Genomic DNA, 13,282 nt, shown 5'->3' with positions numbered 1-13,282 from the left:
AACCTCCATGGGTTAACCAAATACCGTCACGGTTTGACGGCTCAGGGCTACCAGTTCACCTCGTTGGGTCCAGATGCCCGCATGAGTATGGCCGTAGCCCGCGCCAGCCTGATCAATGGTGGCTCGGTATAGAAGCCACTCACCCGGTGCCATCGCAGGCCTTGGATGAACAACCTCAAGCGCCCAACTGAGTGAACTGGCAGGAGCCGGAGCCTTCAAATGCGGCAGTACTGCCGGGGGCCAGGCATCCACAAGCGCGACAATGTGGGCGTCGGTCAGAGCAACCGGGGCTTGCCTGAACTGCATCCACCCCCCCATTTCACGCCCGCCCTTGCCCGAGAACGGCATACCACCGAAGGCCCAGCGCATTTCAATATGTTGAGTAAATTCAGGTGTTACCCGTGGAATGTATTGCAGTTCCTGACACCGATCCACCGGTAAGGCTTCCGGGGCCGGTGTCGGCGCCACCTGTACCGCAGACTCCCGGTCACCGCCAAAGCTGGCCATACACACCAGCCGGGGCTCGCCGTTTTGCAGGATACGACCTTGCACCTGAGATACCGCCTTTCCCTCTCGCAACACATCCGCCTCGAACACAGCAGGCACATCCGCCTCTACAGGCCCCACAAACGACACTTGCAAAGCCCGCATGGGCCGACCATCTGCAACTCTGGACGCCATTACATCAAACGCCAATGCCGCAACCAAACCACCAAAGCTGGCCCGACCCTGCCCCCAACTCGGAGGAATAGTCACCTCACCGTTCTGGCGCACCGCTCCCAAAAGCTCATCAAACGTCATAACTCTTAAATCCTGTTGGTTAGCCTGCAAACGTTACAGATTGCCCCAGTTCCAGAACGCTGGCAACTGCCGAAAATGGCCCCGCCCGGCAACTACCTATCCTTAATATTGGCATTAGGCGTGTTAAAAACTCCCCAAACCGACTACAATGTCTCAAAATCATGCATTACGTTTTGTGATGCTATACCCTTCGAATACCGAGTACATTCATGTCAGAATTGTCTTTTGCCGAATTGGGGCTGGATCCAGCTGTACTGGAAGCCGTTGCCGCTGTTGGCTATGAAACTCCGTCGCCGATCCAGGCACAATCCATTCCAGCCCTGTTGGCCGGCAATCATTTACTGGGCGTTGCTCAAACCGGTACCGGTAAAACCGCTGCTTTTGCGCTGCCGTTGCTGAGCCGCATCGATGCCAATGTCGCAGAGCCCCAGATTCTGGTCCTGACTCCCACCCGGGAGCTGGCGATTCAGGTAGCTGAAGCGTTCACCACTTACGCCAGCAAGTTCAAGAACTTTCACGTGCTACCAATTTATGGCGGTCAGGATTTCTCTCCACAGATCCGCGGCCTCAAGCGCGGCGCCCAGGTTATTGTGGGCACGCCAGGACGACTGCTTGATCACCTGCGCAAAAGCACCTTGAAGCTCGACAATCTCCGCGCCCTGGTGCTGGATGAAGCCGACGAAATGCTGCGCATGGGTTTTATCGACGATGTTGAGGCGATTCTCGCCAAGACGCCACCCAACTGCCAGCGCGCCCTGTTCTCGGCCACCATGCCGGCACAGATCAGGAAGGTCGCCCAGACCTATCTGAAAAATGCCACGGAAGTGCGCATCGAAAGCGAAACCCGCACGGTTGAACGGATTTCCCAGTTTGTGCTGCCGGTTTATGCCGAACGCAAACTCGATGCCCTTACCCGGATTCTGGAAGTGGAGCCGTTCGACGGCGCAATCATTTTCGTGCGCACTAAGGCAGAAACCGCGTTGCTGGCGGAAAAGCTGTCGGCCCGCGGTCATTCGGTGGCTCCCCTGAGCGGCGACCTGAACCAACGTCAGCGTGAACAGACCGTTGAAGATCTGAAGCGCGGCAAGAAAGACATCATCATCGCGACCGACGTCGCTGCCCGCGGCCTCGACGTGTCACGGATCAGTCACGTTATCAACTACGATGTGCCCTACGATACCGAAGCCTATATTCACCGTGTTGGTCGTACCGGTCGTGCTGGCCGCGCTGGCAAGGCAATCCTGCTGGTCACGCCCCGCGAGCGCAGCTGGCTGCGCACGCTGGAGCGAGCCACCAATTCGCCGATGGAGCCTTACCAGTTGCCGTCACCGGCGGAGCTGCAGCAGATGCGGGTTGAGCAGTTCGAATCTCAGCTGTTGAGTTTCGCAGACGATCCCCGTGCCGCCAAGGCGATTGCCTTGCTGGATGACATCGCCGAGCGCAACGATATGGATATCACCATGGTAGCTGGCGCTCTGGCCTGCTGGATGGAGGCGTCACAGCCAGATTCTCTGCCGCTGAAGCAACCAGAGGCGTTGCCGGAAGTGTCTGCATCGGCCCCGCGTCGCGACCGTAAAGGTCCGCCCTCGGGCAAAGGCAATTTCCGCAAGGGTGGCCCCGGCAAAACCTTCCGCAAAGAAGGCGGCAAGCCCGGCTTCCGTAAGGATGGCCCCAAGGGTAAGCCTGCCGGCAAAGGTGGCCCAAAGCGCGCCCCGCGCTGATCGGCCCTGCAGCGTAACCGGTCAGCTAGACCGGTTACGCTGATAAACGACAAAGCTGTAATCGTACGGATTATTATCGGACGCGCAGAAGTCTTCGCGTCCGATTTCGTCCCACTCATCCCAGTTTACTTCCGGAAACCAGGCATCCCCATCCACCTCGGCGTGCACCTGGGTAATGTAGATCCGGTCGACCATTGGCAGTGCTTCAGCGTAGATCTGGCCACCACCAATAATCATCACCTCTTCACCACCTTCCAGTTCCGCCTGAGCTTTGGCTTTAACCAGTGCGGCATCCAAGGATTCAGCAGCAACGGTTCCGGCAGGCGCCTGCCAATTCGGATTGCGGGAAATCACCACGTTCATCCGCCCCGGCAAAGGCCGACCAATGGACTCCCAGGTTTTACGCCCCATAATAATGGGCTTACCCATGGTCGCCTGTTTGAAGTAACGCAGGTCTCCGGGCAGATACCACGGCAGTTTATTATCCCGGCCAATAACCCGGTTCCTGGCCATCGCCACGATCAGTGCTTTTCTCATGATTGCTTGTTGTCCTCAGGATTGGGAGTTAGCGAGCGGTGGGAGTCAGATGGCTATAGGGGCTTTGATGCCAGGATAAGGGTCATACCCCTCAAATTCGAAATCCTCCAGGTCGTACTCGAAGATAGTCGCAGGCTTACGCTTGATCAGCAGCCTGGGCAGCGCCCCGGGCTCGCGCTTCAACTGTTCGAACACGATGTCGTCGGTCAGGTGGTTCTGGTAAAGATGGCAATCACCAAAGGTATGCACAAACTCACCTACCTCCAGATCGCACTGCTGAGCGATCATGTGAGTCAGCAGCGCGTATGACGCAATGTTGAAGGGCACACCCAGGAACAGATCTGCACTGCGCTGATAAAGCTGGCAAGACAGTTTGCCGTCAATCACATAGAACTGGAACAGACAATGGCAAGGCGCCAGCGCCATACGGCCCTCTCGCACATTGTCCTGGGGACCGATGGACTCATCCGGCAACTCTGCCGGATTCCAGGCAGACACAATCAGACGCCGGGAGTTGGGCTTGGCGCGGATCTGCTCAATCACCTCGCTGATCTGGTCGACAACCCGTCCATCGTAGCACTGCCAGCTGCGCCACTGCTTGCCATAGATGGGCCCCAGGTCGCCGTTGTCCAGAGCCCACTCGTTCCAGATCGACACCTTGCGTTCCTTCAGCCAGTTGTTGTCAGTGGAACCGTTCAGAAACCAGAGAAGCTCGCAGATGATGCTGCGCAGATGAACCTTCTTGGTGGTCACCAGCGGAAATCCATCCTGCAGGTTAAAGCGAATCTGGCGGCCGAACACCGAGCGAGTGCCTACGCCGGTGCGATCACCTTTGTTGAACCCATTGTCAACAACGTCACGCATCAGATCGAGGTAGGCTTTCATGCTGCGTTTCTCCGATAAGCAATCGCCAGCAAAGCCGCGCCGGCAATGACCATGGGCAGAGATAACACCTGCCCCATGGTAAGCCAGTCAAAGGCCAGGTAACCCAGTTGTGGGTCAGGCTGTCGCATAAACTCGGTAACGAAGCGGAATGAGCCGTAACACACCAGGAACAGCCCGGAAACCGCCATGCGTGGCCGGGGCTTGGACGAGAACCACCAAAGAATGACAAACAGAACCACGCCTTCCAACGCAAATTGGTAAAGCTGGGATGGGTGCCGGGCAAGACCGTCCTGGGCTTGCGGAAAAACCATGCCCCAGGATACGTCGGTCGGCTTACCCCACAACTCACCATTAATAAAGTTGCCGATCCGGCCAGCCCCGAGACCCACCGGCACCAGGGGCGCGACGAAGTCCGCGACTTTCCAGAAACCGGCACTGCTTTTTCGTCCGAACCACCACATGCCAAGCATTACGCCCAGCAATCCACCATGGAACGACATGCCCCCTTCCCAGACCCGCAGTAACCAGAGCGGGTCTGCCAGAAAACTGTCAAAATTATAGAACAGCACGTAACCAAAACGGCCGCCCAGGATAACCCCCAGCGCCATGTAAAACAGCAGGTCACCTATCTGTTCTTCATTCAAGGGAGACCACGGTTTACGGCTACGTAACCGGCCCAACCACCAACCAGCGGCAAAGCCAAACAGGTAGGTTAAACCGTACCAATGTATCTGCAGGGGGCCGATGGCAATGGCCACCGGGTCAAACTGTGGGTGTTGCAACATGAATTCGCTCTCAACTCAGCAGGAAACGGAGGCCGATGATAATCAGCACAATAGCAAAAATACGTTTCAGCAGGCGACCGTCAAGCCGGTGCGCCAGCTTCGCGCCAATGCGGGCAAAAAAGACGCTGGTGGCCACAATGCCGACAAGAGCGGGTAGATAGATAAAACCGATACTCAGGTCTGGCAACTCAGGGTGCTGCCAGCCAGTCCAGGCATTGCCGGCGGCACCTGCCAGTGCAATGGGCAGACCCAAGGCGGCAGACGTCGCCACGGCTTGCTGCATGCGCACATTACACCACGTAAGATACGGGACCGACACCGTACCGCCGCCAATACCAAAAATAGCGGAGACCCAACCAATCAGTCCGCCAGCCACACCAAGCCCCGCCGCACCCGGCACATCTCGCCCCGGCTTTGGGTTGACGTCCAACAGCATCTTGATCGCCACCAGAATAACAAACACACCAATGATCGTTTGCAACGCCGGGCCGCTCAGCAGAGCGGCCGTCCAGGCACCAACCATAGCACCAAACACAATGCCGAAGGTCATTGGCCGGACCAGGCCCCAGCGCACGGCACCGTGCAGATGATGGGTGCGGATGGAACTGATGGAGGTAAACACAATGGTGGCCAAAGACGTACCAATCGCCAGGTGCGCGGCGATCTCGGGGCTGAACCCCTGAAATCCGAAGGCAAAGATCAGCACCGGTACAATCACCAGTCCGCCACCGATACCAAACAGACCCGCCATGGTGCCAGCCAACGCACCAAGCAAAAGGTACAGTATGATTACACCAATCAGGGTCATGGTTGTCATTCTATCCCGGCAAGAAGTCAGGCTGGTATGATACGCATAGTTGCTCATCGCTGCAGCCTCAGATCCACAAAGGACGCTCGCTCACCATGTGCCTTATTGCTTTTGCCATCGGCCAGAATCCTCGCTTCCCCCTCGTCGTCGCCGCCAATCGCGATGAGTTTTTCCGGCGCCCGACTGCCGCCATGGACTGGTGGCAGCCTGACGGTGACGGGCAGGTTCTTGCAGGGCGGGATATGGAATCCGGCGGCACCTGGTTAGCCATTGGACCGGATGGGCAGGTAACGGCCGTTACCAATGTCCGTGAAGGCAGTTCGGAGACCGGGCGCCACAGCCGTGGCGAGTTGCCACTGGCTGCGCTGAGCCAGAGCAGGCAGGCTTTGCAAGCCCGGCTAAGCGCCGATCCGGCCCGTTACTCTGGTTTCAATCTGGTGGCACTCTCAGCCGCCGGAGGCTGGTATTACAGCAATCGGGACGCCCACCCGGGGCGCTCCATTTACCGGGGCACTTACGGCCTTAGCAACCATCTACTGCAAACACCCTGGCCTAAACTGCTGCGCCTTCGCACAGCAATGAGCGACTGTGTGAGCGCTGCACGCCACGATGCCGAGCTACTGCACGCCCAACTACTAACGCTGCTGCAAGACAGCACACCCGCCCCCGACAATCGACTGCCGGACACAGGTGTAGGCATTGAAACTGAACGTTTTCTGTCAGCACCTTTTATCGTAGATGATCATTATGGCACCCGGGCAACCACCATCGTAACAGTCTCTGACCAGGGCCAGATTCGGGTGACCGAACAATCCTGGGGACCGAATGCCCAGGCGCTGGAAAAACGGCAGTTCGCCTGGCAGCGATAGCCTGGGGACTCTGATATAATCCGCCCACTTTATGAATCACCCGACCGGAGGTCGCCCATGGCCGGCGAGAACAACAGCAGCACCTCTATTGCTGACTTCGAAAAATCCCTGGACGAGCTGGAACAGCTGGTTCGCGACCTTGAGCAGGGCGAGCTTTCCCTTGAACAGTCCCTGGCGGCATTCGAGCGGGGCGTAAAACTGACCAGGGATTGCCAGAGTGCGCTGAAAACCGCAGAGCAACGCGTCGAGCAGCTAGTACAGAACAGCGACGGCTCGCTTGAAACCCGGCCCTTCTCAGCGGACGACGCCAACTGATGAGTGACCGCCTGCCCCTGGCTTTGGAATTTCTGGAGCAATGTCGCCAGCACATTGATTGTGAACTCGAACGGTCGATTAGAAACGGCGCAGCCTCCCCCAGGCTGGATGACGCCATGCGCTACAGCGTGCTCGGCGGTGGCAAACGTATTCGTCCGGCCCTGTGCCTTGCGGCTGCGCGAGCGTTGGGCTCAAACCAGACCAAGGCCGTCGCTCCAGCCTGCGCGCTGGAGTTGGTGCATGCCTATTCGCTAGTGCATGACGACTTGCCGGCGATGGACGACGACGACCTGCGCCGCGGTCGGCCGACGGTACATATAGCCTTCGACGAAGCTACCGCCATACTGGCCGGAGACGCCCTGCAAACGCTGGCGTTCGGGCTTCTTACCGAGGCACCGGAGTTGTCAGACCACCAGCGCATGATCATGATCAGCACACTGGTCAAAGCCAGTGGCCATCAGGGCATGGTCGGCGGCCAGGCCATCGATCTGGAATCCGTGGGTCAGCGTTTGACCATTGAGCAGCTCGAGAACATGCATCGGCACAAAACCGGCGCCTTGATCGAAGCCAGTGTTCGCCTTGGCGCCCTGACCGCCGATGCCGTGACAGAGCAACAGCTAACACAACTGGCCAGCTTTGCCAGTGCGCTTGGCCTGGCGTTTCAGGTTCAGGATGACCTGCTCGACATTGAGGGTGACACCGAGGTTATCGGCAAGCGCCAAGGCTCCGACGCCGCCCGAGAGAAGCCAACCTACCCCTCTTTGCTGGGTATAGCGGGCGCTCGCGCCCACCTGAATGAACTGCTGAAACAGGCGCACCATGCTCTGGATGACTTTGGCGAAGAGGCCGATACACTGAGGGCCATGGCCGATTATGTGGTCGCGAGAAGTCATTAGCTGCGGTCAACGGCGACAATCTGGCCCGCCAAGTGCCACCAATTTGTAACGTCTGGCCCGGGAAGTATGAAACTGACCCACCTGTTCCCCTATAATGCCAGTCACTGAACCCATATTCCGACAAAGACTCCAGCAGATGCAGGACACATATATTTTCAGGGAAATCCCGTCGCAACGGCCCAATACGCCACTGCTCGACCGGATCAACATACCGGCGCAACTGCGCGAGTTGCCGGCGGACGATCTGCCGCAACTGGCCAGGGAGCTGCGGTCATTTTTGCTCTGGTCCGTGGGTCAGACCGGCGGACACTTTGGTGCCGGACTGGGCGTTCTCGAATTAACCGTTGCTCTGCACTATGTGTTCAATACCCCCGTTGACCGCCTGATCTGGGATGTGGGCCACCAGGCCTATCCCCACAAGATTCTTACGGGCCGCCGTGAACAGATGGGCAGCATTCGCCGAAAAAATGGCCTGGCTGGCTTCCCAAAACGGGCGGAGAGCGAATACGACACCTTTGGTGTTGGCCACTCCAGCACCTCAATCAGTGCCGCGCTGGGCATGGCCATTGCCGCTCGCATGCAAAACACCGGGCGTAAAAGCATTGCCGTGATCGGCGATGGCGCGATGACCGCCGGCATGGCTTTTGAAGCGCTTAACCATGCGGGCCACTTGCATGCCGACATGCTGGTCATTCTGAACGACAACGACATGTCGATTTCACGCAATGTGGGCGGGTTATCCAACTACTTCGCCAAACTGCTGGCCAGTCGCACTTACAATCACGTGCGCGACAGCAGCAAAAAAGTGCTGAAGGGCACGCCTAACCTGATGGCTCTTGCCAAGAAAACCGAAGAGCACTTTAAAGGCATGTTGGTACCGGGCACCCTGTTTGAAGAGCTGGGATTTAATTACATAGGTCCCATCGATGGCCACGACCTGCCTCTGCTGATCGAAACCCTCGAGAACATCCGTGAACTCGAGGGCCCCCAGTTCCTTCACGTGGTGACCACCAAAGGCAAAGGCTTTGCCCCGGCTGAGGCCGACCCTATCGGTTACCACGCCATCAATAAGATAGAACCGGTTCCGCCCAGTAAACCAGAACCGGTTAAGCCAAGGCCGGCCAGCCCCAAGTATGCCAACGTCTTTGGCCAATGGCTGTGCGATGCTGCGGAACAGGATGAACGGGTGGTTGGCATTACGCCGGCCATGTGTGAGGGCTCAGATCTGCTCGCGTTTTCAGAACGCTTCCCGGATCGCTATTTTGATGTTGCCATTGCCGAGCAGCATGCCGTCACGCTGGCGGCCGGCATGGCTTGTGACGGTGCCAAACCGGTGGTGGCGATCTACTCCACCTTCCTGCAGCGGGGCTATGACCAACTGATTCACGATGTCGCCATTCAGGATCTGGATGTGCTGTTCGCGATTGACCGCGCCGGCCTGGTCGGCGAGGACGGACCGACTCACGCGGGAGCTTTTGACATCAGCTACCTGCGCTGCATCCCCAAGATGGTTGTAATGACCCCATCGGATGAAAATGAAACCCGCCAGTTGCTGCACACCGGCCTGCAATTTAAGGGTCCGGCAGCGGTTCGCTACCCGCGAGGCACCGGTCCTGGCTCGGACATCCAGCCCTCACTCACCGCGCTACCCATAGGCAAAGGCCGCGTCGTGCGAGAAGGCACCCGGGTTGCGATCCTCAATTTTGGCACGCTGCTGGGCTCTGCACTGACCGCTGCCGAAGCACTGAACGCAACGGTCGCAGATATGCGCTTCGTCAAACCACTGGACGAGAGCCTGGTACTGGCACTGGCAGAGCAACACGACTTGCTGGTGACACTGGAGGAAAACGTGGTGGCCGGCGGTGCAGGCAGCGCCGTGACAGAATGCCTGAATGCCAGGGAGGTTACCCAGCCGGTGTTACAACTCGGCCTTCCCGACCGGTTTGTCGATCATGGCAAACATGAAGAACTTCTTGAAGAGTGCGGCCTGGACCCTCAAAGCATCCTGAACGCCATTGCTTGCCGACTGGAACGTATCCGCAACGGCACATTGAGTGCAGTGAAGTGACTGGATCACGGCTGGCCCGTCTGGGCAGCCGTGATCTCAGCAAAAAAGCTCAGGCCGGATCATCATCCTGGTGGGTTTCCAGCCAGTGCCCCAACTTACTCTGCTTGGTATTGAGGTAATGCTCATTGTGAGGGTTGCGACCAACATGCAACGGCACTCGCTCTGCAATGCGGATTCCGTAAGACTCCAGGGCGTTAACCTTTCTTGGATTATTGGTCATCAGTTTGAGGCTGGTAATACCAAGATGCTCCAGCATGTCTTTGCACATGCTGTAATCCCGCAAGTCGGCACCAAAGCCTAACTGCTCATTCGCCTCAACGGTATCGGCACCCTGATCCTGAAGATTATAGGCCCGGATTTTATTAAGCAGGCCGATACCGCGACCTTCCTGGCGCAAATACATCAACAGTCCCCGGCCTTCTCGGGCAATACTGCGAAGCGCCTCCTCCAGCTGATAACCGCAATCACAACGCATGCTGTAAAGTGCATCGCCAGTCAGGCACTCAGAATGGGTACGCGCCAACAGCGGCTCATCGCTACTGATGTCGCCCAGCGTCAGCGCCACGTGCTCCTTACCGGTGCCTGGCTCTTCAAAGCCGTGCATGTCAAACACACCGAAAGGGGTAGGCAAACGGCAGGTCTCAATGTAACGAACAGCCACTGTATTTCCTCGTGGTTCAGACAAATTGGGCGGGCATTCTATCATGTGGCTGCTTGCCTGGCGTAGCATTGACACGTTTCCCCTCCGGATACATTGATATCATCAAGGGTACGGGCTGCGCCATCAGGCAGATCATTGCTCGGGGGCCACCCAGTGTCCTGAACGGCCGCCTTTCTTCTCCAAAAGCCGCACACCATTCACCACCATGGCCTTATCCACCGCCTTGCACATATCGTACAGGGTCAGCGCCGCCACGCTTGCAGCAGTGAGCGCTTCCATCTCAACACCGGTCTGACCAGACAGCTTGCACCGGGTCAGGATATGAACCGAGGCACCATCATCCCCCGGCGTCAGCTCCACTTTCACGGACGTCAAGTTCAATGCGTGACATAGCGGGATCAGATCGTGAGTTTTCTTGGCCGCCATGATGCCGGCAATCCGGGCCGTCGCCAGTACGTCCCCTTTGGGGTGCTCACCGTCGATGATCATGCGCAGGGTTTCCGGTGCCATGCGGATGGTGGCCTCGGCCCGGGCCTCCCGCTCGGTAACCGCCTTGCTGGTGACATCCACCATTCGGGCTTCGCCTTTATCATCCAGATGGGTCAATTTGCTCACGACGCTCTCCCGCTCGGTGTTTGGTTTGAAAACTGTACTATTTCACAGGCCTGACGGCGGCGGCATCCGTATTCTCCGGCAGCCACCGCCGACCCGGACCGGATTACCACCAGTAACGGATGCCGGCAACGCCCTGGCCGCCATGCTCGCGGCAGAGCTGCTCATGGGCCGGCGCCAGGCCACCAAGACCGTAGACAGGAACCGACGCGCCGGCAACCAGGGCTTCAAATTGCCCCCAGCCCAGACCCGGCTGCCCGGGATGACTCTGCGTTGGCAGCACTGGCCCGAGGGTCGCATAGTCCGCCCCCAGGCGCCCGGCATGACCCAGCTGCCCAGAGTCATGGCAAGACACACCAAGCCATCGATTCGCTGGCACAGGGCGCTCTGAGAGCCGCTCAGCTTCGCGCCAGGGCAAATGCAAACCGGCCGCGTCCGGAAATTCCTCTAGCCAGCCCGGCCGGCCATGCAGAATCACACCAACGCCGGCCTCCGAGCACATCGCCAACGCTTGTCCCGCCAGCTGCCGATACGCCGCTGTCGCCAGCTCAGGTGCCCTGAGCACCAGCAGCGGACTGTCGGCTCTGGACAGGGCCGCCTTCAGCTGACTGAGGCCCGCAGCACTGGCGGTGATCGCGCCCGAGATCGCGAGCCGGCCAGGCAGGTTCAACGCCCGGATAATGGGCCGGTTGGCAGCCGGAAAGTCATCATCCTGCAGCTCAGCGGGTGCCAGCCAGTCCACCGGCTGACCTTCGCGACCTTCTGCCTCGCCCTCAGCCTCAGAGGTCTTCCAGACATCCAGAAACACCTGTTTGTCGCCATAATCGTGGCGAATGCCAATCACCGGCTCCAGGCTGGCAAGCGGGATGCGCAAACCGGTTTCCTCGAGAATCTCCCGTACCAGTGCTTGTTGCACCGTTTCGCCCGGCTCCACCTTACCACCCGGAAATTCCAGCAGCCCACCCTGATGGGCATGATCGGGGCGCCGGGCAATGAGCACCCGGCCATCGCGGATAATCACCGCCACCGCAACGTGCACAAGCCGCTTGCCAGTACTCGATGCAGCCGGCACCTCAGGAACGGTAGTCGGCATTGATGGTAACGTAATCGTGTGAAAAATCGCAGGTCCAGACGGTTTCATTGATGGCGCCGCGCTTCAGATCAATGGCAATGGTGATGTCTTCCTGATCCATGACCGCTTGCCCCCGCTCCTCAGAGTAATCCTCGGCTCGACCGCCGTCACGAACCAGGCAGACATCACCCAGATAGATCTCCAAAGCCATCAGGTCCAGATCCTGCACGCCAGCACGGCCAACCGCCGCCAGAATCCGACCCCAATTCGGATCAGACGCGAACAACGCTGTCTTGACCAGCGGGGAATGCGCCACTGTATAAGCAACATCGAGCGCTTCGGTCTGACTGGCCGCACCACGAACGTCGATCGTGACAAACTTGGTGGCACCTTCACCATCCCGGACAATGGCATGAGCCAGATCCAGGTACACCTGCCGCAGAGCCTCTCTCAGTTTCGGCAGCTGCGGGCTGTCGGCGGTAATCTCCGGGCCCTCATACTGACCACTGGCGATCAACATGCAGGCATCGTTGGTTGAGGTGTCGCCGTCGATGGTAATCCGGTTGAAGGATTTCTCACCCAGCTCCGAGGCCAGCGCCTGCAGCACATCGGGCGCAATGCGTGCATCGGTGGCGATAAAGCCGAGCATGGTCGCCATGTTCGGGCGAATCATGCCCGCGCCTTTGCTGATACCGGAGATGGTGACCGCGTGCCCACCCAGGTCAATACGGACAGACGCGCCCTTGGGGCGAGTATCGGTGGTCATGATGCCGCTGGCCGCCTCGGCCCAGCGATCCTCACGGGTATTCGCCAGGGCATCTGGCAAGGCGTTGATGATCTTGTCGACCGGAAGTGGCTCACCAATAACACCGGTGGAGAATGGCAGCACCTCAGCGGTGCTGACCCCGGATTTTTCCGCAAGAGCGCGGCAACAGTGCAAAGCATCGGACATGCCCCGCTCACCGGTACCGGCATTGGCGTTCCCGGTGTTGATCAACAGATAACGCGGGGCAGTCTGATCAAGATGACGACGACTGACGACCACCGGAGCTGCACAGAACTGATTTCGGGTAAAAATCCCGGCCACGCGGGCATCTTCTGCCAACTCAAAGATCACAATATCCTTACGGCCAGGCGTCTTGATGCCTGCACTTGAAATACCGAGTTTGACGCCCGCCACCGGGTAAAACTCAGGTAACGTTCCGGGACCTACCGCCATACCTGCCTCCTGAAATGATCCGAATCTAAAACG

The 13,282-nt window shown here is 58.5% G+C and carries 14 protein-coding genes; 5 read left to right on the top strand and 9 right to left on the bottom strand.

Annotated elements, in window-relative coordinates:
- Nucleotides 1-12 precede the first annotated feature (12 nt).
- The gene (locus IBX51_RS02290; RefSeq protein WP_291828304.1) at nucleotides 13-801 is read right to left on the bottom strand and encodes a thioesterase family protein; all 789 of its coding nucleotides are present in this window, start codon (nucleotides 799-801) and stop codon (nucleotides 13-15) included.
- 209 nt (nucleotides 802-1,010) lie between these two features.
- Here IBX51_RS02290 and IBX51_RS02285 point away from each other — a divergent pair, with 209 nt between their 5' ends.
- The gene (locus IBX51_RS02285; protein ID WP_291828303.1) at nucleotides 1,011-2,522 is read left to right on the top strand and encodes a DEAD/DEAH box helicase; all 1,512 of its coding nucleotides are present in this window, start codon (nucleotides 1,011-1,013) and stop codon (nucleotides 2,520-2,522) included.
- 21 nt (nucleotides 2,523-2,543) lie between these two features.
- Here the strand turns inward: IBX51_RS02285 and IBX51_RS02280 are convergent, their stop codons facing one another.
- The 4 genes from IBX51_RS02280 to IBX51_RS02265 are packed head-to-tail and all read right to left on the bottom strand — an operon-like array spanning nucleotide 2,544 to nucleotide 5,537.
- Nucleotides 2,544-3,059 (bottom strand): dihydrofolate reductase, encoded by a 516-nt coding sequence (locus tag IBX51_RS02280; protein WP_291828301.1) that lies wholly within the window; start codon nucleotides 3,057-3,059, stop codon nucleotides 2,544-2,546.
- Nucleotides 3,060-3,104: 45 nt separating this feature from the next.
- Nucleotides 3,105-3,944 carry a thymidylate synthase gene (locus tag IBX51_RS02275; protein WP_291828299.1) on the bottom strand — a complete coding sequence of 280 codons (840 nt, stop codon included), beginning with the start codon at nucleotides 3,942-3,944 and terminating at the stop codon, nucleotides 3,105-3,107.
- On the bottom strand, nucleotides 3,941-4,729 hold the full coding sequence (lgt, locus tag IBX51_RS02270) for a prolipoprotein diacylglyceryl transferase (protein ID WP_291828284.1): 789 nt from the start codon (nucleotides 4,727-4,729) through the stop codon (nucleotides 3,941-3,943). Before lgt ends, IBX51_RS02275 begins: the two co-directional genes overlap by 4 nt.
- 10 nt (nucleotides 4,730-4,739) lie before the next feature.
- Nucleotides 4,740-5,537: a sulfite exporter TauE/SafE family protein gene (locus IBX51_RS02265; protein WP_291828400.1), complete on the bottom strand. Its 798-nt coding sequence runs from the start codon at nucleotides 5,535-5,537 to the stop codon at nucleotides 4,740-4,742.
- Between the two features lie 95 nt (nucleotides 5,538-5,632).
- Between IBX51_RS02265 and IBX51_RS02260 the strand changes: the two genes are divergently transcribed.
- The 4 genes from IBX51_RS02260 (at nucleotide 5,633) to dxs (ending at nucleotide 9,685) form a co-directional block, all read left to right on the top strand.
- A complete protein-coding gene (locus tag IBX51_RS02260) occupies nucleotides 5,633-6,406 on the top strand; it encodes an NRDE family protein (RefSeq protein ID WP_291828282.1) in 774 nt (257 codons plus the stop codon).
- 57 nt (nucleotides 6,407-6,463) lie between these two features.
- Nucleotides 6,464-6,721: an exodeoxyribonuclease VII small subunit gene (locus tag IBX51_RS02255; protein ID WP_291828280.1), complete on the top strand. Its 258-nt coding sequence runs from the start codon at nucleotides 6,464-6,466 to the stop codon at nucleotides 6,719-6,721.
- Entirely contained in the window at nucleotides 6,721-7,617 is an 897-nt protein-coding gene (gene ispA / locus IBX51_RS02250) for a (2E,6E)-farnesyl diphosphate synthase (protein WP_291828278.1), read from the top strand. Before IBX51_RS02255 ends, ispA begins: the two co-directional genes overlap by 1 nt.
- 136 nt (nucleotides 7,618-7,753) lie before the next feature.
- Nucleotides 7,754-9,685 carry a 1-deoxy-D-xylulose-5-phosphate synthase gene (dxs, locus tag IBX51_RS02245; protein ID WP_291828276.1) on the top strand — a complete coding sequence of 644 codons (1,932 nt, stop codon included), beginning with the start codon at nucleotides 7,754-7,756 and terminating at the stop codon, nucleotides 9,683-9,685.
- A gap of 49 nt (nucleotides 9,686-9,734) precedes the next feature.
- Here dxs and ribA read toward each other — a convergent pair whose 3' ends face one another.
- The 4 genes from ribA to argJ form a co-directional block, all read right to left on the bottom strand.
- A complete protein-coding gene (ribA, locus tag IBX51_RS02240) occupies nucleotides 9,735-10,346 on the bottom strand; it encodes a GTP cyclohydrolase II (protein ID WP_291828274.1) in 612 nt (203 codons plus the stop codon).
- Nucleotides 10,347-10,478: 132 nt separating this feature from the next.
- Complete coding sequence (gene moaC, locus IBX51_RS02235; RefSeq protein ID WP_291828272.1) at nucleotides 10,479-10,961, bottom strand: cyclic pyranopterin monophosphate synthase MoaC; 483 nt, start codon at nucleotides 10,959-10,961, stop codon at nucleotides 10,479-10,481.
- Between the two features lie 103 nt (nucleotides 10,962-11,064).
- Nucleotides 11,065-12,051 (bottom strand): Nudix family hydrolase, encoded by a 987-nt coding sequence (locus IBX51_RS02230; RefSeq protein WP_291828270.1) that lies wholly within the window; start codon nucleotides 12,049-12,051, stop codon nucleotides 11,065-11,067.
- Complete coding sequence (gene argJ, locus IBX51_RS02225; RefSeq protein ID WP_291828268.1) at nucleotides 12,032-13,249, bottom strand: bifunctional glutamate N-acetyltransferase/amino-acid acetyltransferase ArgJ; 1,218 nt, start codon at nucleotides 13,247-13,249, stop codon at nucleotides 12,032-12,034. The genes IBX51_RS02230 and argJ overlap by 20 nt, the downstream gene beginning before the upstream one ends.
- Nucleotides 13,250-13,282 lie beyond the last annotated feature (33 nt).

The organism is Marinobacter sp. (assembly GCF_014859525.1).
Classification (GTDB): Bacteria; Pseudomonadota; Gammaproteobacteria; order Pseudomonadales; family Oleiphilaceae; genus Marinobacter.
The sequence above is the reverse complement of the archived record's forward strand: the minus strand, read 5'-3'. Positions and strand labels throughout refer to the sequence as shown.

Coding starts and splice junctions, on each gene's coding strand:
- IBX51_RS02290 (WP_291828304.1), bottom strand. CDS start 801: ATGACGTTTGATGAGCTTTTGGGAGCGGTGCGCCAGAACGGTGAGGTG.
- IBX51_RS02285 (WP_291828303.1), top strand. CDS start 1,011: ATGTCAGAATTGTCTTTTGCCGAATTGGGGCTGGATCCAGCTGTACTG.
- IBX51_RS02280 (WP_291828301.1), bottom strand. CDS start 3,059: ATGAGAAAAGCACTGATCGTGGCGATGGCCAGGAACCGGGTTATTGGC.
- IBX51_RS02275 (WP_291828299.1), bottom strand. CDS start 3,944: ATGAAAGCCTACCTCGATCTGATGCGTGACGTTGTTGACAATGGGTTC.
- lgt (WP_291828284.1), bottom strand. CDS start 4,729: ATGTTGCAACACCCACAGTTTGACCCGGTGGCCATTGCCATCGGCCCC.
- IBX51_RS02265 (WP_291828400.1), bottom strand. CDS start 5,537: ATGACCCTGATTGGTGTAATCATACTGTACCTTTTGCTTGGTGCGTTG.
- IBX51_RS02260 (WP_291828282.1), top strand. CDS start 5,633: ATGTGCCTTATTGCTTTTGCCATCGGCCAGAATCCTCGCTTCCCCCTC.
- IBX51_RS02255 (WP_291828280.1), top strand. CDS start 6,464: ATGGCCGGCGAGAACAACAGCAGCACCTCTATTGCTGACTTCGAAAAA.
- ispA (WP_291828278.1), top strand. CDS start 6,721: ATGAGTGACCGCCTGCCCCTGGCTTTGGAATTTCTGGAGCAATGTCGC.
- dxs (WP_291828276.1), top strand. CDS start 7,754: ATGCAGGACACATATATTTTCAGGGAAATCCCGTCGCAACGGCCCAAT.
- IBX51_RS02230 (WP_291828270.1), bottom strand. CDS start 12,051: ATGCCGACTACCGTTCCTGAGGTGCCGGCTGCATCGAGTACTGGCAAG.
- argJ (WP_291828268.1), bottom strand. CDS start 13,249: ATGGCGGTAGGTCCCGGAACGTTACCTGAGTTTTACCCGGTGGCGGGC.